This is a genomic window from Leifsonia sp. A12D58 (assembly GCF_047530025.1).
Taxonomy (GTDB): Bacteria; Actinomycetota; Actinomycetes; order Actinomycetales; family Microbacteriaceae; genus Cryobacterium.
In genome coordinates this window covers 681,906-704,236 of record NZ_JBLJAT010000001.1, presented here as the reverse complement: position 1 = coordinate 704,236, position 22,331 = coordinate 681,906, and the positions used below count along the sequence as shown (strand labels likewise).

The window sequence follows — 22,331 nt, the reverse complement described above, 5'->3', positions numbered from 1 at the left end:
CGTTGGTCAAGCATGTCGAGACCCCCAAGGGCCTCGCGGAAATTCAGTTCTTGAAAACGCGATCGGTGATCGACTTCGAGCCACGGCCAATGGCCAGGAGACCTGACTGCGCCATCTCCTTGATGCCGTAGGGCTCGAGCACGCGCAGCAGCGCCTGGGTCTTGCCGGAATCTCCGGTGACCTCGATGACGAGTGCATCCGTCGACACGTCGACGACGCGGGCACGGAACAGGGTTACTGCTTCCAGCACCTGCGACCGCGTGGTGTTGTCGACGCGCACCTTGATCAGCAGGTGTTCGCGCTGCACAGCCTGGGCCGGATCGAGTTCGACGATCTTGATCACGTTGATCAGCTTGTTCAGCTGCTTGGTGACCTGTTCGAGCGGCTGGTCTTCAACGTCGACAACGATCGTGATGCGAGACAATCCCTCGATCTCGCTGTGGCCGACGGCCAGGCTTTCAATGTTGAAGCCGCGACGGGCGAAGAGCCCTGCGACGCGGGTCAGGAGGCCTGGCTTGTCCTCTACGAGGAGGCTCAGAACGTGTGTGCTCATATTTACTCCTCGTCCCAGGTCGGTGACTTGTCTTTTGCGTACTGAACAAAGCTGTTGCTGACGCCCTGCGGCACCATCGGCCAGACCATGGCATCCCGGCTCACGATGAAGTCGATGACGACGGGCCGGTCGTTGGTCGCCAGCGCGAGCTTGATGGCGTCATCGACCTGGTCTGCGCTCGTCACCCGGATGCCGAGGGCACCGTACGCGTCGGCCATCTTCACGAAGTCGGGCACCATGCGGGTGTCGTGTCCGGTGTTGAGGTCGGTGAACGAGTGGCGTCCGTCGTAGAACATGGTCTGCCACTGGCGCACCATGCCGAGCGACGAGTTGTTGATGATCGCAACCTTGATCGGGATGTTGTTGAGCGTGCAGGTTGCGAGCTCCTGGTTGGTCATCTGGAAGCATCCGTCGCCGTCGATCGCCCAGACAACCCGGTCTGGCTCTGCAACCTTGGCGCCCATGGCTGCCGGAACTGAGTAGCCCATGGTGCCGGCTCCACCCGAGTTCAGCCACGAGTTCGGACGCTCGTACTTGATGAACTGGGCAGCCCACATCTGGTGCTGACCGACACCTGCAGCGTAAACGGCTTCAGGGCCGGTGAGCTCACCGATGCGCTTGATGACGTACTGCGGTGCAAGCAAACCATCGGTGGGCTCCGAGTAGCCGAGCGGGAACTCGTCGCGCAGTCCGTTGAGGTATGTCCACCAATCAGCGGTGTCAGGTGAGGTGCCTGATGCCTTCATCGCCTCGGCGAATGCGATTGACAGGTCGGCCATCACGTCCTTGGCGTCGCCGACGATCGGCACATCGGCGATGCGAATCTTCGAGATCTCAGCCGGGTCGACATCGACGTGCACGATGGTGGCGTTCGGTGCGAACTCCGAGGCCTTCCCGGTGACACGGTCGTCGAAGCGCGCGCCGAGCGCGATGATGAGGTCGCTCTCCTGCAGTGAAAGGACTGCGGGAACGGTGCCGTGCATGCCGGGCATGCCCAGGTGCTGCTCGTGCGAGTCGGGGAACGCGCCACGCGCCATCAGCGTCGTTACGACGGGTGCGCCTGTCAGTTCTGCCAGCTCAAGCAGTTCTGCAGAGGCCTTGGCCCGAATGACACCACCACCGACATAGAGAACCGGCTTCTTGGCGTCGACGAGCAGCTGCGCTGCGGCTTGAACCTGCTTGCCGTGAGCCTTCGTTATCGGCCGGTAGCCGGGCAGGTCGAGCTTCGGCGGCCAGATGAACGGCGCAGTGTTCTGCTGGGCATCCTTCGTGATGTCCACGAGCACAGGGCCTGGACGACCCGTCGATGCAATGTGGAAAGCGGATGCGATGGCAGCCGGAATATCCTCTGGCTTGCGCACCAGGAACGAGTGCTTCGTGATCGGCATCGTGATGCCGACGATGTCGGCCTCCTGGAAGGCATCCGTTCCCATCAGGGTCGAGAACACCTGCCCGGTGATGGCGAGCAACGGAACGGAGTCCATGTACGCGTCAGCGATTGCGGTGACGAGGTTGGTGGCACCGGGGCCCGATGTCGCGATGGCGACGCCGACCCTGTTCGATGCCGAGGCGTAGCCCTCTGCTGCGTGACCTGCACCCTGTTCGTGACGAACCAGGATGTGCCTGACGGCGTCCTGCGTCATGAGCTCGTCGTAGAGCGGGATGACAGCGCCACCGGGAAGTCCGAAGACATCGGTGACACCGAGCAGTTCAAGCGTACGAATGATCGCACCGGAGCCGGTGAGCAACGGCGGTTCAGTCGATGGCGGAGCGGAGGGGGTTGGCACGGCGGATGATTCCGTGGTCATGAGTGATCAGATCCCTACATTGAATGCGGATGGTAAGCGCAGAGTTAGCCTGTGATTGCGCCTTCGGCGGCTGAGTGCACAAGCTTCGAGTACTTTGCGAGGACGCCACGGGTATAGCGCGGAGGAAGCGGAGCCCAGCCTTCACGGCGGGCGGCCAGCTCGGAAGGGTCGACCAGTAGGTCAAGCGTGCGAGCTGCGATATCGACCCGTATAAGATCACCATCGCGCACGAAGGCGATGGGACCTGCGTCCACCGCTTCGGGTGCTATGTGGCCGATGCACAGTCCGGTTGTGCCGCCTGAGAATCGACCGTCAGTCAACAATAGTACATCGGCGCCGAGGCCTGCGCCCTTGATGGCGGCGGTGATGGCGAGCATCTCCCGCATGCCTGGCCCACCCTTGGGGCCCTCGTAGGTGATGACGACGACGTCGCCCTTGTTGATGCGGCCTTCTGTCAGGGCGTCCATGGCGCCGCGTTCGCGCTCGAACACGCGGGCAGGGCCCTCGAAGACAGTAGCGTCAAAGCCGGCTGTCTTGACCACAGCGCCTTCAGGGGCGAATGAGCCCTTGAGAATCGTGATGCCGCCGCTCGGGTGGATCGGGTTATCGAGCGTCCGGAGGACCTCGCCGTCAAGCGCGGGCGGGCTAATTTCGGCGAGGTTCTCAGCAACTGTCTTGCCCGTCACGGTGAGCGCGTCACCGTGCAGCAGCCCGGCTTCCAGGAGTGCCTTCATGACGACGGGAACACCGCCGTGGCGGTCGACATCGTTCATGACGTACTTGCCGAACGGCTTGAGGTCGCCGATGTGCGGAACCTTGTCACCAATGCGGTTGAAGTCGTCGAGGGTCAGCTCGACCTCTGCCTCGTTGGCGATGGCGAGCAGGTGCAGCACGACGTTGGTGGAGCCGCCGAAGGCCATGGCGACGGCGATGGCGTTTTCGAACGCCTTTTTGGTGAGGATGTCGCGGGCAGTGATGCCGAGGCGCAGCATGTTGACGACGGCCTCACCTGAGCGGTGGGCGTAGTAGTCGCGGCGGCGGTCAGCGGATGCCGGCGAAGCGGATCCAGGGAGGCTCATGCCGAGCGCCTCAGCGACGGACGCCATGGTGTTTGCGGTGTACATGCCACCGCAGGCACCCTCGCCCGGTGCGAATGCACATTCGATGCGCTTGGCATCCTCTGCGCTCATCCGACCGGCCTTGACCGCGCCGACCGCCTCAAATGAATCGATGATGGTGATGTCTTTTTCGGTGCCGTCGGAGAGCTTCACCCAGCCGGGAGCGATCGATCCCGCGTAGAGAAAGACCGAGGCCAGGTCGAGACGGGCTGCGGCCATCAGCATGCCGGGCAGCGACTTGTCGCAGCCCGCGAGCAGCACAGAGCCGTCGAGGCGCTCTGCCATCATCACCGTCTCAACAGAGTCGGCGATGACCTCGCGGGACACCAGCGAGAAGTGCATGCCCTCATGCCCCATGGAGATTCCGTCTGAAACGGAGATTGTGCCGAACTGCAGCGGGTAGCCACCGCCAGAGTGCACGCCCTCTTTCGAGGCCTGTGCAAGCCGGTCAAGCGACAGGTTGCACGGCGTAATCTCGTTCCACGAACTCGCAATACCGATCTGGGGCTTATCCCAATCGGCATCTCCCATTCCGACGGCACGAAGCATGCCTCGTGAGGTCATCGCTTCAATACCGTCGGTCACAACACGGCTTCGTGGTTTCAGATCGTACTCAGACATGCAACGAGTCTAGAACCTCCGCACGCTGTCTCTATTCCGCGCTCGGACCATTGGCTTCTCCATGCGCATCGGCGGATGCACGGAAGTCTGCAAGCAATGCGAGCACCTGTGCCACCTCCTCAGGGCCACGAACCCTGAACCGCGCTCCACTGGCGCCTGGACCGATTTTCAAGCCCAGATCGTCGGGACCGAGCTCAGCAAATGCGTCTTCGTCTGTCACATCGTCGCCGGCGTAGAACACCGCATCTGCCCCGGTGTGCTCGCGCAGCTGTGCGAGGGCATCACCCTTGGTGCTTGCGCGCACCGAGAACTCGAGCACGTTCTTTCCGTCACGAATCGTGAGGCCGGGCAGCAGTTCTTCGACCTGGGCCTTTGCTTCACGCTGCACGCCGATTCCGTCTTCTGGCGTTGCCTGTCGAGTGTGCAGGGCAAGGCCTGCAGGCTTCTTCTCAATCCAGGTTCCCGCGACGGGACCGCTGATGCGCTCAAGTACCCTGGCCAGCGTCTCGAGCTGCTCGAGCTCGGCACTGTCAAGGTCAATCTCGAGGCCAGAGTCGTCGAGTTGCACTTCAATGCCATGGGAGCCGGCGAGAAGAACGCCGTCAGCAGGATCGGCGACCTGGCGCAGACTGACCAATGCCCGTCCGGATACCAGCGCGACCCGCACCCCGGGAAGCTCAAGAAGTCGCTTCACTGCATCCTGGGCACCTTCGACCGCCCTGGCATCGTCTGGCTCGTCGACATGCGGCGCGAGCGTGCCATCGAAATCGAGCGCGACAAGCAGCGTTTCGTTTGCTGACAGCTCACGAAGCGCAGAGACCAGGTTCTCGGGCACCCCGCCCTGAACGGCGGCTCCCCCGGTGAGCGTCTCAAGGAACGAGGCCGACCACGTAGCCACATCGTTGTCGAAGACGCGTTTGCGCAGTGCACGCATCCGCCTCGACCGCTCCCGCTTGGGCATCTCTACTGCCTGCATGATCGCGTTCTTAACACCCTCGATGTCGTGCGGGTTGATCAGTATTGCCTGTTTGAGCTCGTCAGAAGCTCCGGCGAACTCGCTGAGCACCAGCACGCCGTCTGCGTCGAACCTGGCTGCGACGTATTCCTTCGCCACCAGGTTCATCCCGTCGCGGAGTGCGGTCACCAACATCACATCCGCGGCCAGGTACAGTGCGGCCATCTCTTCACGCGGGTAGCCGCGGTGGTAATAGCTGATTGCCGAATTGCTGATCGTTGAATAGTCACCGTTCAGGCGACCGACGGCGAGCTCGATTTCGTCACGAAGGGCCATGTATGCCCCGACACGCTCTCTCGACGGGCTGGCGACCTGCACCAGTGTCACGTCTTCGACGCTCAGTCGACCCTCCCGCAGAAGTTCGCCGTATGCCTTGATCCGGTGGCCGATCCCCTTCGTGTAGTCGAGGCGGTCGACGCCGAGCATGATCGTCTTCGGATTTCCGAGGTCTTCCCTGATCTGCTTGGCGCGCTCCTGGATGTCGGGACGCCTGGCCAGGTTCTCAAAGCTCGCTGCATCGATCGAGATCGGGAACTGCTTGGCGATCACCCGGCGCGGTCGGCCATCGGGATCTACGACGTCAATTGCGGCACCACGCGTGGCATAGCCGAACAACCGGCGCACTGCGCGGGTGAAGTTTCCGGCGTCTGCGATGCGCTGGAATCCGATGAGGTCAGCGCCCAGGAGTCCATCAAGGATCTGCTTGCGCCACGGCAGCTGAGAGTAGATGCCATAGGGCGGGAAAGGAATGTGGTTGAAGAAGCCGATCACGACGTCTGGACGCAGGCTGCGCAGCATCCGCGGCACCAGCTGAAGCTGGTAGTCGTGCACCCAGACAGTTGCCCCTGTTGCCGCCACTGCTGCCGCAGCCTCGGCGAATCGTCGATTGACGCGCACGTAGGCTTCCCACCACTCACGATGGAACGCAGGAGGGGAAATGACGTCGTGGTACAGCGGCCAGAGAGTGTCGTTGGAGAACCCCTCGTAATACTCTTCGAGTTCTGCGCTACTCAGCGTGACGGGAACAATTGAGATTCCGTCGTTCTCGAATGGCTCGAATTCTTTGTCAGCGACGCCGGGCCAGCCCACCCATGCGCCATCAGAGGCGCGCATCAAGGGCTCAAGTGCTGTCACCAGCCCACCGGGCGACGTAGACCACCCGTCGGTTCCGTCGTCGTTCACGAAGTGATCGACGGGAAGACGGTTGGACACCACTACGAGGGAAAAGGTCCCTGAGTTCGCATGTGGCCTTCTGAGTTCGGCTGGAATTGCGATGACACATCCGTTCCGGTGCGAGCGCTTGGGTTCGCACCTTGCTGCTCATTCCAGACTACCAGTGGATGATTTTTGGGGCACTGTGGTCGACCGGTCGCGGTTGCCGGTAGCGTTGAACACGGAGGCAACAATGCGAAAATTCATCTTCAGCACGGCCATGCTCAGCGTCCTGACAGGCGGGTGGAGCACCGTCCAGGCCACGAGGCACGGACCAAAAGACTGGCGACTCATCCTGATGTGGGTGAGTTGGGCGATCGGTGCTGCCATCGCCATCGGCACAGTTGTCGAGGAGTCCAAGGAGCGACGCCTAGACAGCTGACACACCCCTTTGTTTTACTGCCCTCTCATGACTGTGCGGCGTGTCAGGGGTGCCAATTCGCTCTCGTGACAGACACTTGTATCAGTGCCTGTAGTCAGAGTGAGAGGGGCTTATCATGTTCGGTCGTCGGCGTCGTGTCGCCCCCGTTGTCCAACCAGCGGCCCCCGAACTCAGCGATGAGCAGATTTTAGAGACCATCCACACCACGCTTGCCGAACTTATCGGCGTTGGTGGGTCGTGGACGCTCACTCCTCGCACCGAAGATGACACAGACGTTATCTTCCACGGCTTGAAGACGAACCAGATCGCCGAGATCCTCGCAGCACAGTTGCGTTCTCAGAAGGCAATCCTTCGTGGTGAAGTCACCGCCGAGCCCGCAGCGCTTCCGTGGACTCCTGCACCTATCTCGGTCTGGGCCGATCCGATTGAGCGCGCCACGGCAATGGCAGTTGTCACAACGGCTGACGACAGTGCTGCAACGCTGGACGCCGACATCGTCGACGCCCAGCTTCACGAACGGCTCGTCGCGTAGCTTTCGCTACGGCCAACGACTAACGGCTTTCGCTACGGCGTAGTTGCTGCTGGTACTGCGGGCTCCGCGCTGCTGGCTCCCAGTTCCTTCAGCACGTCCCTGGCATCCAGAGCCATCCACGGCGATCCGTCTGCATTGACTTCTGCCGCCTGGGGGCTGTCACCCTGGCTCCACCACTTCGCCTCATAGGGAAGACCGTCGAACAGGACCCGCTGGCCCTTGAGATAGATCGTGTTGCCATCCCACTCAGGAAAGGTACCTGGCTCAATCGTCGGAACCGGAATCGGTGTCTCGCCGGGCAGCACAGGGCCGATCAGCAGCCACGGGGTCTCTGACGACTGCAACACGGGGTTGTCAGGCAGGTCTCCCTTGGTCCACCACTTGGCTTCATAGACGTTGCGGTGCCAGACAACCTTCGTTCCGGCACGATACGACGCATCGGCAGACCAGATCGGGTGCGGGCTCGTAGCCGGGTCATCGGCGAGGTCCTCGTCCGATTTCGGTGAGTCAGTTGTCTTGATGCCGGCGCCAGAGTCAGGAGTCCCCGTGAACCCGTCGCCGAGAATGGCGGAGAAGCTGCTCTCCCCCTGCTCAATACCGCTGCAGGAATCAGAGACCCTGCTGACATCGTCGTAGTTGGGGCCACAGCTCTGATCGCGGTTGGACGACCACATCGATACTCGCCCGACCTTGTTCTCGAGCGCGAATGTGTTCAGCGCCTGAGCGTCATCAAGCGTGAAGACTTCACCGGGAACGTCGTTCTGGCCGATCATGGGCGTTGCGCCTACCTTGTTCCACAACGTGGTTTCAGTCAGGTTCAAACCAGCGCGGCTGTACAGCACACCCAATTGACGTTCGGTGGCGGTCAGCGACGAGGTCACAGCATCGATCATTGATTGCTTGTCCGGCTTGCTGCTGCCGAAGTCCATCGTCATCGCGTTCACGCCGGTGATCTCAACGCCGGCCTTGAGCGCTCCAGCGACCAGGTCTGTGCCTGCGATCGGCAAGCCGTCTGGGGTGACGGCAAGTGTGAACCAGACAGCGAGAGGCTTGCCTGCTGCAGCGCGCTCTGTCTGCAGCTGCGCGATCGCGGTAGCCCTACGCTCGTTTGCAGCGGTGTTGTCGAGTGCGCTTCCTTCGATGTCCAGGTCAATGGACGAGATGTCATAGCGGTCGATGACCGCGTTGTATGCCTTCTTCAGCTCTGTGGGGTTGGTGCAGGTGATCGCCAGTTCGTCGTTTATCGCACCGCCGAATGACACCATTGTCTGTCCGCCCTGCTGCTCAAGTCGCGCAAGACGGCGATCGAGATCCAGCTGGTCTGCGGCTTCCGGCAGCGTGTACGCAGTACCCCAGGTCGGCGTGCAGGCGTCGTCATTGTCGGCGACGATGAACGACAGTACGACGTTCTTGTCAGCATCCGTTCGGGGTGACCCGAAGTTGAACTGCGGAGTCGCCGTGACATCTACATAGCTGCCGAACCAGGCGTCAGTGGTGGGTGACGTCTCGTTTTCGAACCACTTCCAGCCCTGGAATCCAGCAAATCCCACGCCGGCAATGATTCCCAGCAACACGGTGACGCGCGTTATAGACAGTCGGCGATTCGGAAAACGCGAAGACACAAAACCTCACAGAGTGGATGGGAAAGATATGGAGGCGAACGCGTTCGGGCACAATCACTCCTCGACCCATAGTCGCATATCTGAAGCGCCCTCATTGTCCCGTATCCTCTAAACCGACGTGAAGAACGAAAATACGGGGACAACAGGGAATATGACTATCCAAGTGGAGCAAACGCGCGCGCGAAAACGCCAGTGGGGTTCCGAGCGCCGCTCAGAACCACTGTCGATCATGCATCCGCGGCCGAGCGCCAGCAAAATCATGTGGGGCCGACTGGCCATGCTTGCGACGGTGCTCTTCTGGCTGAGCTATGTGCTCACGACGATCGTCCGTGAATTCATCGAAAACCCCAGTGGCTTCCGCTTCACCATGGAAGCGATCGGCTACCTGATCGTTGTCACCTTCCTGACGTTCTCAGCATTCATGTACCTCCTTGCCCGTCAGGGTGCGCTGTATCGCTTCCGCGACCATGTCCGCGTTCCCCGCGCTGAACTCGATCGGCACTTCCGCGACTACGACAGTGCCGTCACCGTGCTCGTGCCCTCATACGCAGAAGAACCAGCGGTGGTGCGCGGAACCCTGTGGTCAGCTGCGCTGCAGGAGTTCCCGAACGTGAGTATCGTTCTGCTCGTCGACGACTCTCCCCATCAGGCGAATGACAGTGACCGCGAACGTCTCGCGGCAACGCTGCGCATTCCCGGTGAGATCGAGAGTGCGCTCGAAGCGCCTCGAGCACGCTTCGCTGCAGCACGAGAAGAGCTGGGCGCCGAGCGCGCCGGTGGCGTATCCCTAGAGCGTCGACACGTCGAAGAGCTGGCTGCCGACTACGAGTACGCCGCTGTCTGGCTTGAAGAGATGGCAGCGGACGAGCCGATGGAAGACCATGTCGATGAGTTCTTCATCGATCAGGTACTCATGGCGCTCGCGTCTGAGCTCCGGCTGAACCTGCTCGCGCTGAACGCCTCGCTCGACCAGCGGGAGTACCCAGACATCGATCGTGTTTTCGAGATGCGCCGCAGACTCGAGCTGACGTTCACCGCGAAGCTGACAAGCTTCCAGCGCAAGAAGTATGCCTCGCTCTCGCACGAGGCGAACAAGGCAATGAACCTCAATTCGTACATCGGCCTGATGGGACGCAACTGGCGTGAAGAAGAGACGGCCAACGGTGTCGTGCTCCGCGAGACTGCTGATGCATCCGACGCCGACCTCGCTGTTGCCGACAGCCCGTACTTGCTGACCCTCGATGCCGACTCACTGCTGCTGCGCGATTACTGCCTACGCCTGGTCTACTACTTAGAAGAACCTGGTAACGAGCGTGTCGCCGTCACCCAGACTCCGTACTCATCGTTCCGCGGCGCTCCGACCCGAATCGAGCGCATTGCCGGAGCCACCACCGACCTCCAGCACATCCTCCACCAGGGCATGAGCTACTACGGCGCTACCTTCTGGGTCGGTGCAAACGCCGTCATCCGCAAGCGCGCGATCGAAGACATCGTCGAGATCGAGAACATCGGCGGATTCGAGATCGCCACATACATCCAGGACCGCACTGTCATCGAGGACACCGAATCGAGCGTCGACCTCGGCACTCACGGCTGGACCCTGATGAACTACCCAGAGCGCCTGAGCTATTCGGCAACGCCCCCCGACTTCGGTTCGCTCGTCGTACAGCGTCGTCGCTGGGCAAACGGTGGCCTACTGATCCTGCCCAAGCTGTGGGATCAGGTCAGAGAACGCAAGTTCCGCCGCGAACGCATCCTGATGCGCGAGCTGTGGCTACGCATCAACTACATGGCATCCATCGCGTGGGCGAGCTTCGGGCTGCTGTTCCTGCTGGCTTATCCGTATGACAGTCGACTCCTCTCCCCTGTCGTGTTCCTTGCCGCGCTGCCGTACTTCCTGGCGATGGGCGCCGACCTGCGCGCTTGCGGTCACCGCTTTAGCGACATCCTGCGTATCTACGGCTTCAACCTGGTGCTCCTGCCTGTCAACCTGGCCGGAGTGCTCAAGTCGATCCAGCAGGCGCTCACCGGTGAAAAGATTCCGTTCGTGCGCACGCCGAAGGTCAAGGACCGCACTGCGGCCCCTGTGCTCTACGTCGTCGTGCCGTACCTGATCATTGCTTTCTCGCTCCTGACGCTCGTGCGTGACGTCTACGCGCAGAACTGGGGCAACGCATTGTTCGCCGCATTCAACGCGACGCTTGCCGCCTATGCGACTGTCGTCTACATCGGCATCCGCAACTCGTTCGTCGACACATGGCTTGGCATCGTCAGCTGGTTGTACGTCGACAAGAAGGCTCCGGCAGTAACAGAGAAGCCCGTCGTCGATCCGAACAAGCCGATCGATTGGTCGTCCATTCTCTACCACGGTGACCGACGCCTCAACCGCGATCTGCGGGGCAAGAACGACCGTCGTCGTCGGGTGGGCCGCCGCTAGCAGCCAGAGCAACTTTTTCTGAGTGCCATCTCCTTCACTCGTGTCAGGATGAAGAGATGGCACTCAATATTGAGGACTATGCGCTCATCAGCGACAGCTACTCAGCTGCGCTGGTGGGAACAGACGGCAGCATCGATTGGATGTGTTTGCCCCGGTTCGACTCCCCTTCCGTGTTTGGAGCGCTGTTGGGTGCCGAAGATCAAGGCAGGTGGCTTCTTGCCCCCGTCGATCCGACAGCGACCTGCACCCGGTCATACGTCGACGACACGTTCATCCTGCGCACTGAATGGACGACGAGCACCGGCAGGGTCGAGGTGTTCGACCTCATGCCGCACGGCGACCACCGCGCCGATGTCGTGCGCTGGGTACGCGGAATTTCGGGCACCGTCAACATGCAGCAGGATCTCAGACTCAGGTTCGGATACGGCTCTGTCGTTCCGTGGGTCCGGCAGCTCACAGGCGAACTCACTCACGGCATCATCGCCATCGCCGGCCCAGACGCGATCGTCATCCGCGGGCCACACATGCGCGCTGACCATAACCGCCACGAGTCCCACTTCACCGTCGATGCCGGCGAGAAAGTCGATCTGCAGCTCACCTGGTATCCGTCCCACCACCGCACACCAGGCCCTGTCGACGTTCAGAAGGTGATGAAGAGAACTGCCGATTGGTGGAACGACTGGGCGCGCACCTGCAGCCACGACGGCAGATTCCATGCCGAAGTCGTCAGGTCGATGCTGGTACTGCGCGCGCTATCCCACGAGGCCACCGGCGGGATTGTCGCCGCAGTAACAACGTCACTACCAGAAGAATTCGGTGGATCTCGCAACTGGGACTACCGCTATGTCTGGCTCCGTGATGCAGCACTCACGCTGCAAGTGCTGCTGTCACACGGATACGAAACCGAAGCGGAAGCCTGGCGCGGCTGGTTGCTCCGTGCCATCGCAGGCGACCCAAACGACGTGCAGATCATGTACGGCCTGGCCGGCGAACGCTACCTGCCTGAACAGGAGGTCCCCAGCTTGCCCGGGTACAGGGGCGCATCTCCCGTGCGGATCGGAAACGGTGCTGTCACCCAGTTCCAGGCCGACGTCATCGGCGAGGTGATGATCGCTCTGCACGCGGCGCGGGAGGCTGGCGTCGATGAGATCGAGTACTCCTGGCCACTCCAACGGGCTCTGATGAAGTTCCTTGAAGACAACTGGCGTCGTGAAGACCACGGCATCTGGGAGGTACGCGGCCCCGCTCGAGCGTTCACTCACTCACGCGTCATGGTCTGGGCAGCGTTCGATCGCGCTGTGCGTGCGGTCACCGAGTTCGGCCTCGTCGGACCGCTCAAGCGGTGGAGCGCCCTTCGTGATGAAGTGCGCCGCGACATCGAGGAACACGGTTTCAACGTCCAGCGCAACAGTTATGTGCAGTATTTCGGTTCAGACGACGTCGATGCCTCGCTGCTCGCTCTTCCCCAGGTCGGCTACTGCCGAGCTACCGATCCTCGGATGCTCGGCACAGTTGCTGCGATCGAAAGCGATCTCATGCGCAATGGCCTGCTGCTTCGCTATCGCACGCATCCCGCCGTCGACGGTCTGGCGCCCGGCGAGCATCCGTTTCTGGCCTGCTCGTTCTGGTTGGTTGAACAGTACGCGACCTCGGGGCGCGGTGAGGATGCCGTTGCTTTAATGAACAAGCTTGTCGGGCTTGTCAATGACGTCGGCCTCTTATCTGAGGAGTATGACGTGACGACGGGGCATCAGGCGGGCAACACCCCTCAGGCGCTGTCCCACCTGGCGCTCGTGCGGGCGGCCGATGCCATTGCAGTGGCCGCGCCGGTCCTCGTGCGCGTCGAAAATCAAACCTTATAGAAAACCAATGATTTCTTTGTAGATCCTCGTCGATACTCTCCAAACGCCGGATCCTAAATTGAAGACATGACCTCACGTACGCTGACAGCCAGAGACCTGGCCCAGATCGCAATCTTCGCTGCCCTCATCGCAGCCCTCGGCCTGCCTGGCGCGCTCAGCATCGGTGCAGGTGCCGTACCCGTCACTTTCCAGACACTGGGCGTGATGTTGACCGGTGCGATCCTCGGAGCCCGCAAGGGCTTCTTTGCGGTCTTGCTTTTTCTGGCGCTGACCGCCGCAGGGCTACCGCTGTTCTCCGGTGGACGCGGCGGCCTGGTGTGGTTTACCACCTCTCCGTCTGCCGGCTACCCATACGGCTGGCTGCTCGGCGTCGTGGTGATCGGATTCTTCACCGCCCGCCTGCTTCCGCGCTATCCGTTCTGGCCGGCCCTTGGCGCCACGCTCCTCGGCGGGATCGTTGCCGTGTACCTCATCGGAGTTCCGGTCACCGCACTGAACCTCGGAATGCCGTTGTGGGCAGCACTCATCGACAGCCTCAAGTTCCTGCCCGGCGACGTGCTCAAGGCGGTCGTGACGGTTCTGGTTGCCCGCCAGGTGCACAAGGCATACCCCGGGTTGATCGCTCCGCGCGGTTGGCGTTCGCGCCGGGAGACGGCAGTTTCCACCCAGGTCACCCCGTGAGCATCATCCGTTTGGACGGCGTCTCGCACTCGTTCGGCGATCGTCGTGTCCTTGACGACCTGAATCTCACGCTCTCGGAGCACCGCATCGGTGTCGTCGGCGCCAACGGATCGGGCAAGTCGACATTCGCTCGCCTGATCAACGGCCTCGTCACCCCCGATACCGGCACGGTGTCTGTCGACGGCCTCGACGTTGCACGGAATGCGAAGGCTATTCGCAGCCGCATCGGCTTCATCTTCACCAACCCAGACAATCAGATCGTGATGCCGACGGTGCAGGAAGACGTGGCATTCACTCTGCGTAGACACAAGCTCACTGCAGCCGAGAGTGCAGCACGGACAGCTGCCTCCCTCGACCGCTTCGGGCTCACCGCCCACGCCGACCACCCGGCCCACCGTTTATCAGGGGGGCAGAAGCAACTTCTGGCGCTGGCCTCCGTACTCGTGGCCGAACCAGAGGTGATTGTGGCAGACGAACCGACAACTCTGCTTGACGCGCGCAATGCTCGACTGATCGGAGAACAGTTCGAAACGATGAGTCAGCAGGTCATCATTGTCACCCACCAGCTGGCATTGCTCGACCGATTCGATCGGGTACTTGTCTTCGAAGATGGCCGTGTCGTTGCAGATGACACCCCGCAGGTTGCGCTCAGCGCTTACCGAGAGCTGCTGGCATGATCGGTTTTCTTCGGTGATCGGCCTCTATCACCCCGGCACCTCATTCGTGCACCGCGCGCCGACTCTGCTGAAGCTCGCACTGCTTTCACTGGGAGTAATCGGCGTCAGCATCATTCCAGATCCCCGGTATCTCGCAGGCGCGCTGCTCGCGGTCGTCGTCCTCACACTGCTGTCCGGGGTGCCGCTTCGCGTGCTCTGGAGGCAGGTCGCCCCGGTCCTGTGGCTTCTGATTATTGCTGTGCCGCTACAGGTCATCTTCGCCGGCTGGCTGGTTGCCGGGCTGATGGCCGGCCGACTGCTTGTTGCCGTTGCCCTCGCCGCGCTCTTCACTCTGACTACGACAGTCACTGCGGTGCTCGAAGCCTTCCAGATACTGCTTCGGCCTTTCCGGCGTTGGATCGACACGGATCGGGTCGGACTTCTTGTCGCGCTCACCATCCGCTGCATTCCACTCATCGCCGAAATCGTCACCGAGGTGCTCGAGGCCAGAAAAGCCCGTGGCGCTCAGGGTTCGTTGCTCGCGCTGGCGGTCCCCGTCGTCGTGCGCTCGCTGTATGCCGCTGATGCGATCGGCGAGGCTTTGACGGCCAGAGGTTGTGACGACTGACCAGCGGACTCCCTCCCGCTACGCCGACGAAGCCCACTATGGTGTTGACCATGAAGGCTAAATTCATCGTCCTCGCGCTCGCCACATCAGTCGTCCTCCTGAGCGGATGTGCCGCAGCTGACTCTGCCGCGACCCCGGCAGGCGTGTGGGGAGCAGCCCCAGACTCAGGCGATGCCTATCTGGAGCTCACCGACGACGGATCCCTTGCCGGTTCTGACGGTTGCAACCGACTCGTCGGCGGCTGGATCGCAGAGAACGAGACGACGATCACGTTCACCGAATTGGGTTCGACGCGCATGGCCTGCGAGGACGTCGACACATGGCTGTCCGAAGCAGCATCTGCGACTCTCGACGGCAAAATCATGACTGTCCTGGGCGCATCAGGCGACTCCATCGGCACCCTGACCAAGCAGGATTAATTCCGATACTCCCGACTAACTCAGGTCACACTTAGGTTCTTCGAAGGTAAACCGGGCATTCTAGGCAAGTCGAATTTTCGATCACCCCTGATATAGGAAGATTTCTAGTGCCCAAACTCCCCGCAATTCTCACGATCGTTGGCGTCACTCTCGCGCTGACCGCCTGCAGCACCGGCGCAGACGACGCTAAAAGCACAGACGCTGCTTCGGTGACCGACAAATGCACCACGTCGGGCGAAAGCTCTGATGCCATCGCGGTGAGCGGCGACTTCGGCACAGAGCCGACTGTCAAATTCGATTCCCCGCTCAACGTCGACACCACAGAGCGCACCGTCGCGATCGAGGGTAATGGCGGCGAAACTGCCGGCGACGGTTCAATGCTGCAGATCTCGTACACTGCGTACAACGCGACGTCTGGCGAGACCATCGACAGCACTGGTTACGGGGCTGAGGCGGCCACCGCCACGCTCACCGTTGACGACTCCCAGTACATCACCGGCTTGGTCAAGGCCCTCAACTGCTCCGTAGCAGGTGACCGCGTCGTGGCGATCATGCCTCCTGACGAAGCATTCGGAGAAACGGGCTCAACCGACTTCGGCGTTACGGCGGATGACTCGATGATCTTCGTCATTGACGTGAACGAGGTCGTGCCGTCCAAGGCGACAGGCGTCGATCAGCCGGCAGAGGATGGCCTTCCCACGGTCAAGCTCGCGAAGGACGGTTCGCCGACCATCACGATCCCCGATACCGAAGCGCCAAGCGACCTGAAGGTTTCTGTGCTCAAGAAGGGTGACGGTACCGTCGTCGCCGATGGCGATTCAGTCGCGCTGGAATACACCGGCGTGGTGTGGGCAACCGGCGAGACCTTCGACAGCTCCTGGCCGACCACAGGCCCGACAACGCTGGGCACCAACGCTGTCGTCTCCGGCTTCAAGGCAGCCCTTGTCGGCCAGACCGTTGGCTCGCAGGTCTTGGTCACCATCCCGCCGGCAGAAGGCTACGGAGAATCCGGTAACTCCAGCGCCGGCATCAGCGGCACAGACACCCTGGTCTTTGTCATCGACATTCTGGCCACAACCCCCGCAGCTGCGGCAGCAGCCCAGTAAGCAGCTTCGCTGGAGTCGTCTGCTCGACTGACTCGCACGTGTGCACCGGATGCCTGGCATCCGGTGCACACGCGTTTAATCGGCACCCGTGCCCCTTTGCCCCCTTACGCAGGTGACCCGTCTGCCGATAGTGGCCTGTAACCGCAGAGCGAAAGGTGTCCCCCATGAAATCCGGAACTATTGCTGCAGCGCTTCGTGGACCGCACCTGAATAAGTACCCCCCGCGGATCATGCTCGTACCAGACAGGCACGGCGATCTGCCCGCGCTTCTTGTTGATCCGGTTGACCAGCGAGGTCGGACCGTCTCGGGGATGTGGCTTCTCGCCACCCACCCGCCGCGCTCGTCCGAAGCAACTTACGAATGGGTCGAAACGCGCGCGTGCGCGTAGTCGATCAACCAGTCAATCTTCCTCTGGCCTGTCCAGAGTGACAGCGCTAACCTCGGCAGCACAGCGATGAAACCGCATGCTTCACGACGAGGAGAGCGCACAACATGGACTGGAAGATAGAACTCATTCCGATACCCGTCACAGACACCGACAGGTCAAAGGCCTTCTATGTCGACCAGGTCGGATTTAATGCCGACTTCGACGTCGTAGTCAATGAGAACCTCAGATTTGTGCAGCTCACGCCGCCTGGATCTGCCTGTTCGATCTGTTTCGGCGTCGGAATCTCCGAGATGGAACCCGGCTCGCAGAAGGGCATCCAGATCGTTGTTCCCGACGCGGATGCGGCCAGAGAGCAGCTGATCACGGCCGGCGTAGACGCCAGCGAAGTCGATGAACAGGACTGGGGTCGCTTCGTGTACTTTGCAGACCCAGATGGCAACACGTGGGCACTTCAGCAGCTGCCCAAGCGCGATTGAGGCGATGACGATGAGTGATTCACACAATGGCGACGCGCGTAAGCACGCCGACGATATTGAGTATCCAGACCAGGCTGGCTACCCGGATGGCATGGGCACACTCGATGAGGGCACCCGCGCTGACGAAGCCGACGAAGCCGACGAAGAGATCGACGACCTTCCAGCGCAAGACACCGAAGACAAATAGCTCGGCGGCCTTAGCCTCCGATATACGACATTTCGATCTTCTTCGCACGGCCGGTCATTGACGGTGTCTGCGCGCTTCGAAGCTCTGAGTATCTGTCGTCGCGGGCCCGCCAAATATTTGCCAGGAACCCGCCGAGTTGCTCGTCTGAGCATCCGCTTCTCATCAGGCCGCGCAGGTCGTGCCCCTCAGTCGCAAACAGGCAGGTGAAGAGTCGTCCCTCTGTTGACACGCGCACCCGGGTGCAGCTGCCGCAGAACGATTGGGTGACGCTGGAGATCACGCCGATCTCGCCGCCGCCATCCTGATAGCGCCATCTGGCCGCAGTCTCGCCGCTGTAGTTCGGCACAATCACCTCGAGCGGCATTTCAGCGGTGATTCGAGCAATGACGTCAGCCGAAGGAACAACCTCGTTCATCGTCCAACCGTTCGTTGATCCGACATCCATGTACTCGATGAATCGCAGGATGTGGCCGGTGCCCTTGAAATGGCGGGCCATCGGCAGGATGTCCTGGTCGTTGAAGCCGCGCTTGACCACCATGTTCACCTTGACGGCCAGGCCAGCGTCACGTGCAGCATCGATCCCTTTGAGTACCCGCGATACGGGAAAGTCGACGTCGTTCATAGCGGTGAACGTGGCGTTATCAAGCGAGTCGAGCGATACGGTGACGCGGGACATCCCAGCCTCCTTCAGCGCGGGAGCCAGGTGCGCCAATGCAGAGCCATTCGTGGTCACAGCTATATCGAGCGGATGCCCGTCAGAGGTCCGAATCGCGCTCAACATACCAACCAGATCGGGCAGACCCACGCGCAACAGCGGTTCGCCGCCCGTCAGCCTGATCTTTTCGACGCCGTGCAGCGCAGCGATTCCGGCCAGCCGAGTGATCTCCTCGAAGGTGAGGAGTGACGACTTCGGAAGGTACTGAAAATCACGGCCAAATATCTCCTTCGGCATGCAGTAAACACACCGAAAGTTGCACCGGTCAGTGACCGAGATCCGGAGGTCGCGGAGCGCACGACCCCTGGCGTCTCTGACCAAGGGATAGTCCGGTGATGAACCCATGGGGCTGAGCCTAAACCGTCAGTGCCGACACAGGCTGTCACGACGCCCTTTGCTGAGATCGCCTGAGACCCACGATCTCCTTGCAGGATGGCGAGGACTGCAACAAAACTCCCGATCAGCCCACGTACTGGGGCCACCTGACAGAGCTCATCGGCTGGTATGGTTCGCGAAGATAGCTAGAAATTCGCCAACGAGGGGCAACTGAACATTGACTACTACACCTGAATTCACCAGCGGCTTCGGTGCAACGATTACGGCCGGCATGAAGTGGTTTGCCAAGCAGGGGCAGGTCGTGATCGACGAAGGCCACCTCGGCCTCCTGCGCGACAACGGAGACCTCATCGACAGCGCACCGGTCTCAGACATTCAGGTCAAGAAGGTGATGCTCTACTCACTCATGCCCAGCATCCAGATTGCACTCAACGGTACGAAGTACAAGGTGAACCTCTCGTACACCGCAAACGACGCCACAGTCGGAGCTGACCGCGCCAAAGAGATCCAGGAGCACGACAACGACACGCTCTTCGAGGTTGTTCGACGACTCGGCGGCCAGGTCGGCAAAGCGTAATAGTGCGCAGTAGCCGCCAGCTGCACCATCGCGCATCGTTGGTGAGAACCGTGGCTGACGCTGGTGGCTACGCTTACCGTGCGCGAGTGCTGAATCCGCCCGTGTCCGGCCTGCTGTTCGCCAATACGAAGCGCGTCATCATGACCGACGTTATAGACGCCACAGCCTCTCTGACCCCGTTTTTGTTCGGGTCGCTGTCGGCAATGGGTAGACGAGTTCGGAACGTTCAGCTTGTGGTGATCACGTTGCCACGGCCTGTGCCGAACATGGTGTTGATCAGCTCGACTGACGGCGTTCTGAGCAAAGCAGGGATTGCACTGAACGAGGGTCAACGCCTTGCACTTGAGGGCGACTTCGACGCGACTTTTTCGCTGTATTGCCCTCGCGGATACGAGGCAGACGCACTCTATGTCTTCACCCCAGATGTGATGTCGCATCTGGTTGATTCTGCTTCCGGATGCGACATAGAGCTCGTCGACAACCGAGTCCTCATCTACGCGCCGGCCGCCGCGTTCGCAACGACGACAGCCCTCTCGGTCGTTCCAGAGCTCGTGCAGTTTCTTGAACGCAAGCTGAACAAACAGACGATCCACTACCAGGACGCCCGAGATGGCGGGACCTCCATGAGCGATCCGTTCCGCCGAGCCCAGATCACTGCCATGGGAGGTACAGACGCGACCTTCAGGATTGGCTCGCGCGGACGGCGCCTCCGTCGTCGTACGACAATTGGGCAGAAGGCTGGAATCTGCGCCGGAGCGCTTGTGGCGGCCACGGCAGGCGCTTACTGGGTCGTTGCAGTCCTTCGAGCTTTCATGCCCTAGGCCACCTCACGACACCCCCGGTGACCAGGGCGCCGGCGCTGCTATTTGACGGCGATGATGTCGAGCAGCCTAATGTCTGGATCCTTGGCCAGCAGGGCGGGGCCGTTCTCGGCAAGTGCTGCGGGAATCGCCCCCTGCAAATGGGCCTGCCTGGCATCTTCGGTCTCGAATGTGTCGAAGATGCCGAATGTCGATTCATCTACTCGAAAGGCGTACCAGGTTCTGGTGCCAGGTTCGCCTGCGACGATCTCCCGACCGGATTCCAGGAAGTCCCAGACATCCTGTTCTTTTCCTGGCTTGGCTTCGACCAGGGCAAGCAGCCCATATGTGAGTGCCATTTTGCTCTCCTCAACGTCAGTTTTATTGCCCTGAAGTCTAGAAAGGTGGACGGCTTCGAACAATGGCACAGCGGGCATTGACGCGGGATGATCTCTCCCGCAGGCTGGCCGCGAGGCGTGTGCAACGACGAAAGGAAATCCCTATGTCCGGTCGAATTCTCATCGACTTGTTCACAACACTCGACGGAGTCTCGCAGGCTCCTGGTGGTCCAGACGAAGATACCGACGGTGGCTTCGCCTTCGGTGGCTGGCAGGCGCCGCTGGCCAGCGCAGTCGATGGCGAACAAATCATGGAAGGCATCCGAGCGACTGATGCCCTACTTCTCGGCCGGCGCACCTACGATATCTTCGCCGGGTACTGGCCGCATCAGCTCGACGGGCCCGACAGCGAGATCGCGCGAATATTCAACGGGATTCCCAAGTACGTCGCATCAAGAGGCACCCCTGAACTGCCCTGGCGCGACTCGCACCTGCTCGGGAGCGATCTGGCCGCAGAGATATCGACACTGCGCGGGCGCCACGAGCAGGTTCACGTCATCGGCAGCATCAACTTCGCTCGCACGCTGGTGGCCGATGGCCTGTTCGACCAGCTCAACCTGTGGGTGTATCCGATCGTGCTCGGTGCGGGCAAGCGCCTGTTCGAACCTGTTGGGTCTCCGCTCGGGCTCACGCTGCTGGCGACTCCGATTGCGTCTGAGACAGGCACCGTGCTGCTGCGCTATGGACCCGGCGAGGGAAAGCCGACGACGGGCGATATGTCCCGTCCCGATCGGGGTGCGTAGGCAACAGAAAAATCCCGCCTCGCGGCTTGGAGCCTGCGAGACGGGATTCGGTGGTGCACCCCCCGGGACTTGAACCCGGAACCCACTGATTAAGAGTCAGTTGCTCTGCCAATTGAGCTAGAGGTGCTTGTTTCTGGCCTTAGCTTGTAACCCCGGCCGAGGTAAAACAATAGCATCAGATTTGATCGTGGCGCCAATCGAGCGTGCACGTCGGCGTGTTGCGCCGCTTTCACTAGTCTTGGGGTGTGACTGACACCGGTAAATACACCCTCGAAAACGACCTCGCGCTGGCCATCGGGCTTGCCGATGCGGCGGATGCGATTTCGCGCGAACGCTTTAAATCGGTTGACCTCGAGATTTCGACAAAGCCAGACCGCACGTTCGTTACCGATGCCGACCGCGCAGTTGAACGCGCAATCCGCGATCTCGTCACATCCGCTCGTCCTGAGGATGCCTTCTTCGGTGAGGAATACGGCACAGCCGGCGATGCACGGCGCCAGTGGATCATCGATCCCATCGATGGCACCGCCAACTTTCTGCGCGGGGTGCCCGTGTGGGCAACACTCATCTCGCTGGCCATCGACGGCGTTCCTGTTGTCGGCGTCGTCAGTGCACCGGCACTCGGCAAGCGCTGGTGGGCGACAATCGGCGCGGGCGCGTGGATCCAAGAGGGCACTGAAGCTCCCCGTCAGATCCGCGTGTCAGGAGTCAGCAACCTCGCTGACGCGTCCCTGAGCTTCCAGAGCATCGAGCAGTGGGATGACGCCGGCTACCTCGACCGACTCATCAGCCTCACCCGCACCGTCTGGCGCGACCGCGCCTACGGCGACATGTGGCCGTACATGATGCTCGCTGAAGGACTCATCGACGTGGTCGCCGAGTTTGATGTCAAGCCCTATGACATCGCAGCTTTGATTCCGATCGTTCTGGAAGCCGGTGGACAATTCACCACCATCGACGGGCACGACGACCTCGCTCACGGCAGCTCGCTGGCCACCAACGGCCTGCTGCACAAGAGCGTGCTCGACCACCTGAACACGAAATAGCACTCAACTGCA

Annotated in this window: 22 protein-coding genes and 1 tRNA gene; 15 read left to right on the top strand and 8 right to left on the bottom strand. The window is 61.2% G+C overall.

The window, feature by feature from the left end; all coding sequences use genetic code 11:
• Window positions 1-43 precede the first annotated feature (43 nt).
• The 4 genes from ilvN to ACMT3I_RS03395 are packed head-to-tail and all read right to left on the bottom strand — an operon-like array spanning window position 44 to window position 6,327.
• Window positions 44-553 (bottom strand): acetolactate synthase small subunit, encoded by a 510-nt coding sequence (ilvN, locus tag ACMT3I_RS03410; protein WP_414803027.1) that lies wholly within the window; start codon window positions 551-553, stop codon window positions 44-46.
• A 2-nt stretch (window positions 554-555) separates the two neighbouring features.
• The gene (locus tag ACMT3I_RS03405) at window positions 556-2,361 is read right to left on the bottom strand and encodes an acetolactate synthase large subunit (protein WP_414803026.1); all 1,806 of its coding nucleotides are present in this window, start codon (window positions 2,359-2,361) and stop codon (window positions 556-558) included.
• Between the two features lie 44 nt (window positions 2,362-2,405).
• Window positions 2,406-4,100 (bottom strand): dihydroxy-acid dehydratase, encoded by a 1,695-nt coding sequence (gene ilvD, locus ACMT3I_RS03400; protein ID WP_414803025.1) that lies wholly within the window; start codon window positions 4,098-4,100, stop codon window positions 2,406-2,408.
• A 31-nt stretch (window positions 4,101-4,131) separates the two neighbouring features.
• Entirely contained in the window at window positions 4,132-6,327 is a 2,196-nt protein-coding gene (locus tag ACMT3I_RS03395) for a bifunctional alpha,alpha-trehalose-phosphate synthase (UDP-forming)/trehalose-phosphatase (protein WP_414803024.1), read from the bottom strand.
• Window positions 6,328-6,520: 193 nt separating this feature from the next.
• Between ACMT3I_RS03395 and ACMT3I_RS03390 the strand changes: the two genes are divergently transcribed.
• Complete coding sequence (locus ACMT3I_RS03390) at window positions 6,521-6,709, top strand: hypothetical protein (RefSeq protein ID WP_414803023.1); 189 nt, start codon at window positions 6,521-6,523, stop codon at window positions 6,707-6,709.
• A gap of 115 nt (window positions 6,710-6,824) precedes the next feature.
• Entirely contained in the window at window positions 6,825-7,241 is a 417-nt protein-coding gene (locus ACMT3I_RS03385) for a hypothetical protein (protein WP_414803022.1), read from the top strand.
• Window positions 7,242-7,273: 32 nt separating this feature from the next.
• Here ACMT3I_RS03385 and ACMT3I_RS03380 read toward each other — a convergent pair whose 3' ends face one another.
• Window positions 7,274-8,791 carry a chitinase gene (locus ACMT3I_RS03380; RefSeq protein ID WP_414803021.1) on the bottom strand — a complete coding sequence of 506 codons (1,518 nt, stop codon included), beginning with the start codon at window positions 8,789-8,791 and terminating at the stop codon, window positions 7,274-7,276.
• A gap of 223 nt (window positions 8,792-9,014) precedes the next feature.
• On the opposite strand from ACMT3I_RS03380, the gene ACMT3I_RS03375 reads away from it, so the two are divergent.
• From ACMT3I_RS03375 to ACMT3I_RS03335, 9 genes are all read left to right on the top strand, one after another.
• On the top strand, window positions 9,015-11,300 hold the full coding sequence (locus ACMT3I_RS03375) for a glycosyltransferase family 2 protein (protein WP_414803020.1): 2,286 nt from the start codon (window positions 9,015-9,017) through the stop codon (window positions 11,298-11,300).
• Window positions 11,301-11,356: 56 nt separating this feature from the next.
• Window positions 11,357-13,162: a glycoside hydrolase family 15 protein gene (locus ACMT3I_RS03370; protein WP_414803019.1), complete on the top strand. Its 1,806-nt coding sequence runs from the start codon at window positions 11,357-11,359 to the stop codon at window positions 13,160-13,162.
• 66 nt (window positions 13,163-13,228) lie between these two features.
• Window positions 13,229-13,843 (top strand): biotin transporter BioY, encoded by a 615-nt coding sequence (locus ACMT3I_RS03365; RefSeq protein WP_414803018.1) that lies wholly within the window; start codon window positions 13,229-13,231, stop codon window positions 13,841-13,843.
• On the top strand, window positions 13,840-14,520 hold the full coding sequence (locus ACMT3I_RS03360; protein ID WP_414803017.1) for an energy-coupling factor ABC transporter ATP-binding protein: 681 nt from the start codon (window positions 13,840-13,842) through the stop codon (window positions 14,518-14,520). The genes ACMT3I_RS03365 and ACMT3I_RS03360 overlap by 4 nt, the downstream gene beginning before the upstream one ends.
• A 13-nt stretch (window positions 14,521-14,533) precedes the next feature.
• A complete protein-coding gene (locus ACMT3I_RS03355) occupies window positions 14,534-15,127 on the top strand; it encodes a CbiQ family ECF transporter T component (RefSeq protein ID WP_414803016.1) in 594 nt (197 codons plus the stop codon).
• 50 nt (window positions 15,128-15,177) lie between these two features.
• Entirely contained in the window at window positions 15,178-15,546 is a 369-nt protein-coding gene (locus ACMT3I_RS03350) for an META domain-containing protein (protein ID WP_414803015.1), read from the top strand.
• A gap of 107 nt (window positions 15,547-15,653) precedes the next feature.
• Entirely contained in the window at window positions 15,654-16,652 is a 999-nt protein-coding gene (locus ACMT3I_RS03345) for an FKBP-type peptidyl-prolyl cis-trans isomerase (protein ID WP_414803014.1), read from the top strand.
• Window positions 16,653-17,145: 493 nt separating this feature from the next.
• Entirely contained in the window at window positions 17,146-17,517 is a 372-nt protein-coding gene (locus ACMT3I_RS03340) for a VOC family protein (RefSeq protein WP_414803013.1), read from the top strand.
• A gap of 10 nt (window positions 17,518-17,527) precedes the next feature.
• Window positions 17,528-17,704: a hypothetical protein gene (locus tag ACMT3I_RS03335; protein WP_414803012.1), complete on the top strand. Its 177-nt coding sequence runs from the start codon at window positions 17,528-17,530 to the stop codon at window positions 17,702-17,704.
• Between the two features lie 10 nt (window positions 17,705-17,714).
• Here the strand turns inward: ACMT3I_RS03335 and moaA are convergent, their stop codons facing one another.
• Window positions 17,715-18,764, bottom strand: a complete 1,050-nt coding sequence (gene moaA / locus ACMT3I_RS03330; protein ID WP_414803011.1) for a GTP 3',8-cyclase MoaA — start codon at window positions 18,762-18,764, stop codon at window positions 17,715-17,717.
• Window positions 18,765-18,972: 208 nt separating this feature from the next.
• On the opposite strand from moaA, the gene ACMT3I_RS03325 reads away from it, so the two are divergent.
• Together ACMT3I_RS03325 and ACMT3I_RS03320 are read left to right on the top strand one after the other, a co-directional pair.
• Window positions 18,973-19,332 (top strand): hypothetical protein, encoded by a 360-nt coding sequence (locus tag ACMT3I_RS03325; protein ID WP_414803010.1) that lies wholly within the window; start codon window positions 18,973-18,975, stop codon window positions 19,330-19,332.
• A 50-nt stretch (window positions 19,333-19,382) separates the two neighbouring features.
• Window positions 19,383-20,153, top strand: coding sequence for a hypothetical protein (locus ACMT3I_RS03320; protein ID WP_414803009.1), 771 nt, complete (start codon window positions 19,383-19,385; stop codon window positions 20,151-20,153).
• A 41-nt stretch (window positions 20,154-20,194) separates the two neighbouring features.
• Here ACMT3I_RS03320 and ACMT3I_RS03315 read toward each other — a convergent pair whose 3' ends face one another.
• Entirely contained in the window at window positions 20,195-20,491 is a 297-nt protein-coding gene (locus ACMT3I_RS03315; protein WP_414803008.1) for a putative quinol monooxygenase, read from the bottom strand.
• Window positions 20,492-20,634: 143 nt separating this feature from the next.
• On the opposite strand from ACMT3I_RS03315, the gene ACMT3I_RS03310 reads away from it, so the two are divergent.
• Window positions 20,635-21,273, top strand: coding sequence for a dihydrofolate reductase family protein (locus tag ACMT3I_RS03310; protein ID WP_414803007.1), 639 nt, complete (start codon window positions 20,635-20,637; stop codon window positions 21,271-21,273).
• Window positions 21,274-21,324: 51 nt separating this feature from the next.
• On the opposite strand, the gene ACMT3I_RS03305 is transcribed toward ACMT3I_RS03310, so the two are convergent.
• Window positions 21,325-21,400 (bottom strand) — tRNA-Lys (locus ACMT3I_RS03305).
• Window positions 21,401-21,518: 118 nt separating this feature from the next.
• Here ACMT3I_RS03305 and ACMT3I_RS03300 point away from each other — a divergent pair.
• Complete coding sequence (locus ACMT3I_RS03300) at window positions 21,519-22,319, top strand: inositol monophosphatase family protein (RefSeq protein WP_414803006.1); 801 nt, start codon at window positions 21,519-21,521, stop codon at window positions 22,317-22,319.
• The last annotated feature ends 12 nt before the right edge of the window (window positions 22,320-22,331 follow it).

Bases quoted from the DNA above. Each gene is read 5' to 3' on its own strand.
- ACMT3I_RS03375 (WP_414803020.1), top strand. From the start codon at position 9,015: ATGACTATCCAAGTGGAGCAAACGCGCGCGCGAAAACGCCAGTGGGGT.
- ilvD (WP_414803025.1), bottom strand. From the start codon at position 4,100: ATGTCTGAGTACGATCTGAAACCACGAAGCCGTGTTGTGACCGACGGT.
- ACMT3I_RS03315 (WP_414803008.1), bottom strand. From the start codon at position 20,491: ATGGCACTCACATATGGGCTGCTTGCCCTGGTCGAAGCCAAGCCAGGA.
- ACMT3I_RS03335 (WP_414803012.1), top strand. From the start codon at position 17,528: ATGAGTGATTCACACAATGGCGACGCGCGTAAGCACGCCGACGATATT.
- ACMT3I_RS03370 (WP_414803019.1), top strand. From the start codon at position 11,357: ATGGCACTCAATATTGAGGACTATGCGCTCATCAGCGACAGCTACTCA.
- ACMT3I_RS03310 (WP_414803007.1), top strand. From the start codon at position 20,635: ATGTCCGGTCGAATTCTCATCGACTTGTTCACAACACTCGACGGAGTC.
- ACMT3I_RS03350 (WP_414803015.1), top strand. From the start codon at position 15,178: ATGAAGGCTAAATTCATCGTCCTCGCGCTCGCCACATCAGTCGTCCTC.
- moaA (WP_414803011.1), bottom strand. From the start codon at position 18,764: ATGGGTTCATCACCGGACTATCCCTTGGTCAGAGACGCCAGGGGTCGT.
- ACMT3I_RS03385 (WP_414803022.1), top strand. From the start codon at position 6,825: ATGTTCGGTCGTCGGCGTCGTGTCGCCCCCGTTGTCCAACCAGCGGCC.
- ilvN (WP_414803027.1), bottom strand. From the start codon at position 553: ATGAGCACACACGTTCTGAGCCTCCTCGTAGAGGACAAGCCAGGCCTC.
- ACMT3I_RS03365 (WP_414803018.1), top strand. From the start codon at position 13,229: ATGACCTCACGTACGCTGACAGCCAGAGACCTGGCCCAGATCGCAATC.
- ACMT3I_RS03340 (WP_414803013.1), top strand. From the start codon at position 17,146: ATGGACTGGAAGATAGAACTCATTCCGATACCCGTCACAGACACCGAC.
- ACMT3I_RS03390 (WP_414803023.1), top strand. From the start codon at position 6,521: ATGCGAAAATTCATCTTCAGCACGGCCATGCTCAGCGTCCTGACAGGC.
- ACMT3I_RS03405 (WP_414803026.1), bottom strand. From the start codon at position 2,361: ATGACCACGGAATCATCCGCCGTGCCAACCCCCTCCGCTCCGCCATCG.